Origin of the sequence: Nonomuraea sp. NPDC050547 (genome assembly GCF_044457345.1) — a bacterium.
Lineage (GTDB): Bacteria > Actinomycetota > Actinomycetes > Streptosporangiales > Streptosporangiaceae > Nonomuraea.
Window position 1 is genome coordinate 530,611 of record NZ_JBITGW010000005.1, and the last position, 2,781, is coordinate 533,391.

General features: G+C 69.8%; 2 protein-coding genes. One reads left to right on the forward strand and one right to left on the reverse strand.

Annotated elements, in window-relative coordinates; all coding sequences use genetic code 11:
• Positions 1-336: 336 nt before the first annotated feature.
• Entirely contained in the window at positions 337-1,521 is a 1,185-nt protein-coding gene (locus ACIBHY_RS16205; protein ID WP_397307028.1) for an amino acid ABC transporter substrate-binding protein, read from the reverse strand.
• A gap of 137 nt (positions 1,522-1,658) precedes the next feature.
• Between ACIBHY_RS16205 and ACIBHY_RS16210 the strand changes: the two genes are divergently transcribed.
• A complete protein-coding gene (locus ACIBHY_RS16210) occupies positions 1,659-2,690 on the forward strand; it encodes a LacI family DNA-binding transcriptional regulator (RefSeq protein ID WP_397242632.1) in 1,032 nt (343 codons plus the stop codon).
• The last annotated feature ends 91 nt before the right edge of the window (positions 2,691-2,781 follow it).

Below are 2,781 nucleotides of genomic sequence, written 5' to 3' on the forward strand. Positions count from 1 at the left end.
CAGCCACCCCTGACCAGCCGGCCCCCACCAGCCCTCCACACCCCAGCGCCCCGTCAGACCCCGGCGGCCTGTCAACCCGTCGGCCGTCAGCCCCCGGTCCACCAACCTCTGGTTTGCCGGCCCCCGGTCCAACAGCTCCCGGTCCGAAAGACCCTCGTCCGTCATCCCCGTGTCCGTCCGGGCTCCGGCCTGCCCGGCCCTCGTCCGCCGCCCTCCGGTCCCGTGGACCACGGGCTGTCAGACCATGGCCCGTCATCCTCAGGTCTGTCAGACCCCCGTCCGGCTCCCCGAGGCGCGAAGGGACTGCCGGACCAGGTCCCATGGAGGTGTGGATGGTCACCACTCCTTCTTCGGGAACACGAGCTTGGCCGTCTGCGCCTTCGAGCCCTCCGGCAGCACGATCTCGACCTTGCCGTTCACGTACTGCTGGATCATGTGGGCCTGCTCGGGACGCCCCTGGTCGTCGAAGGACAGGGGGCCGACCACGGTGTCGAAGGTGGCCTGGCGGAGGTGGGCGGCGAGCTTGTCCTGGCACTCCTTGCCCGACTCCACGCACTTGACCGCGTTGACCGCAGCCTCCACGACCTGCCCGACCGTGTAGCCATTGGCCGCGTCCTCGTTGGCCTCGCCGCCGAACATATCCTTGTAGCTCTTGACCAGCGCGTCGTTGCCGGTGAACCCCGATCCGGCCGACCAGCCGACCGGGGAGATGACGCTCTCGGCCGCGTTCTTCACCGCCGCCGGGAACTCGGGCAGCGTCGGCCCGGTGCTGAAGGCGGCCAGCTTGGGCTGCACCTTGAGCTCCTGCAGCGCGCGGACCAGGCCGACGGAGTCCTCGAACTGGGTGCCGCCGACGACGATGTCCGGCTTGGCCTGGGCGATCTTGGCGGCGATGGGCGAGAAGTCGGTGGTCTCCGGCGGGTACACCTCGTCGGCCACCGTCTTGATCCCGGCGGCGGCCAGCTTGTCACGCAGGCCGTACGCGGTGCCCTGGGCGAACGGATCGTCGAGGCTGGCGTAGGCGGCGGTCTTGGGCCGCTGGTCCGGGGGCAGCTTGATGAGGTAGTCGGCCAGGTAGTTGTAATGGTCGTCGGCGATGGCGGGCGCCGCGTAGAACAGCTTCTTGAAGCCCTGCTCGAAGACTTCCTTGGCGGCACCGGCCGGCTCGACGAACAGCATGCCGTACGACTCGGCGACCTTGCCCGCGGGGATGACGAGGCGGGAGGAGAAGGGCCCGAAGACCAGGTTCACCTTGTCCTGGGTGATCAGGGACTCGTAGTCGGAGGTGACGCGGTTGGGGTCCGAGGCGTCGTCGCGGAAGATCAGCTCGACCTTCCTGCCGAGCAGCCCGCCCTTGGCGTTCACGTGCTCGGCCCAGATCTTGTAGCCCTCCTGGATGCCCTTGCCGGGCTCGGCGAAGTCGCCGGTCAGGGGGAGCGAGATGCCGATCTTCACCGGCCCCGTCGTGGGCGCCTGACCACTGGGCTGGTCCTCCGCCTTGGCACAAGCGGAAATACTCAAGCTCGATAATGCAAGAACCAACGTCGCCTTGCGCACATATGACATTTCCGGTCCTCCCGGCGTACGCAAGCGCTTTCGTAAGCGCTTTCGGTTACGATGGCACGTGTTTCAGCGGCGGACAAGGGGGTCTCGCGCCCATGGCCAATCGTCCGGCTCCGCCACGCCTCGTCGACGTCGCCAGAGCCGCGGGTGTCTCGCTGGCCACCGCGTCCCGGGCCATGACCGGCTCGGCGGGGGTGAGCGCGGTGGTCGCCGCGCACGTACAGGCCGTGGCCAACCGCATCGGGTACGTCCCGAACAGCCACGCCAGAGCCCTGGCCGGCGGGCCGTCCACGATCGTCGGCCTGATCGTCCACGATGTCGGCGACCCGTACTTCGGCGAGATCGCCCGCGGCGTCCTGCGCGAGACGGAGTCCCGCGGCTACATGGCCCTGATCAGCCAGACCGAACGCGACCCCGCCGCCGAACTCGCCCGCATCCGCGCCCTGCGCGCCCACCGGGTGAACTCCATCGTCCTGGCCGGATCGGGCTACGTGGACGCCAGCACAGAGACCGACATAGCCGCAGAAGTCCGCTCCTTCACCCATGCGGGCGGCCGCGTGGCCGTCATCGGCCGCCACCACCTCCCCGTGGACGCCGTACTCCCCGACAACCTCAGCGGCGCCGTCACCCTGATGCGCCACCTCCTCGACCTGGGCCACCGCCGCATAGGCGTTCTATCGGGTCCCCCGAACCTCACCACCGTCGAGGACCGCCTGGCCGGCCTGCGCCTGGCGATAGGCGCCGCCCGCCTGCCGTGGCACACGGTCCCGGTGGTCCCCGGCGACTTCACGCGAGAGGGCGGCGCCGAAGCCGCGGCAACCCTCCTCAACAACCACCCGGACCTGACGGCCGTCATCGCCCTGAACGACCCCATGGCCGTCGGCGCCCTGTCCTGGCTCCTGGGCTCGGGCCGCAGGGTCCCGGCCGACATCTCGGTAGCCGGATTCGACGACATCCCCGCAGCGGCCGACGTCTACCCCGCCCTCACCACCATCCGCCTCCCCATGATCAGCATGGGCCGCCAGGCCCTCGAACTCGTCCTCAAACCCTCCGTCTCCCGCCCCCGCCGCCGCCGTACCCCCCACGAACTCATCCCCCGAGCCAGCACCGCCCCACCCCACCCCTAGTCCGAAAATCGGAGAGTTAGCGGGCAGGCGGCAGCGGACCCTGGCGTGTGGTGGCGCGTCGGGGTTCGTGATCAGCGTGGCTGGTCAGGCA

Excerpts from the sequence above, each read along its gene's own strand:
- ACIBHY_RS16210 (WP_397242632.1), top strand. The coding sequence starts at position 1,659 with ATGGCCAATCGTCCGGCTCCGCCACGCCTCGTCGACGTCGCCAGAGCC.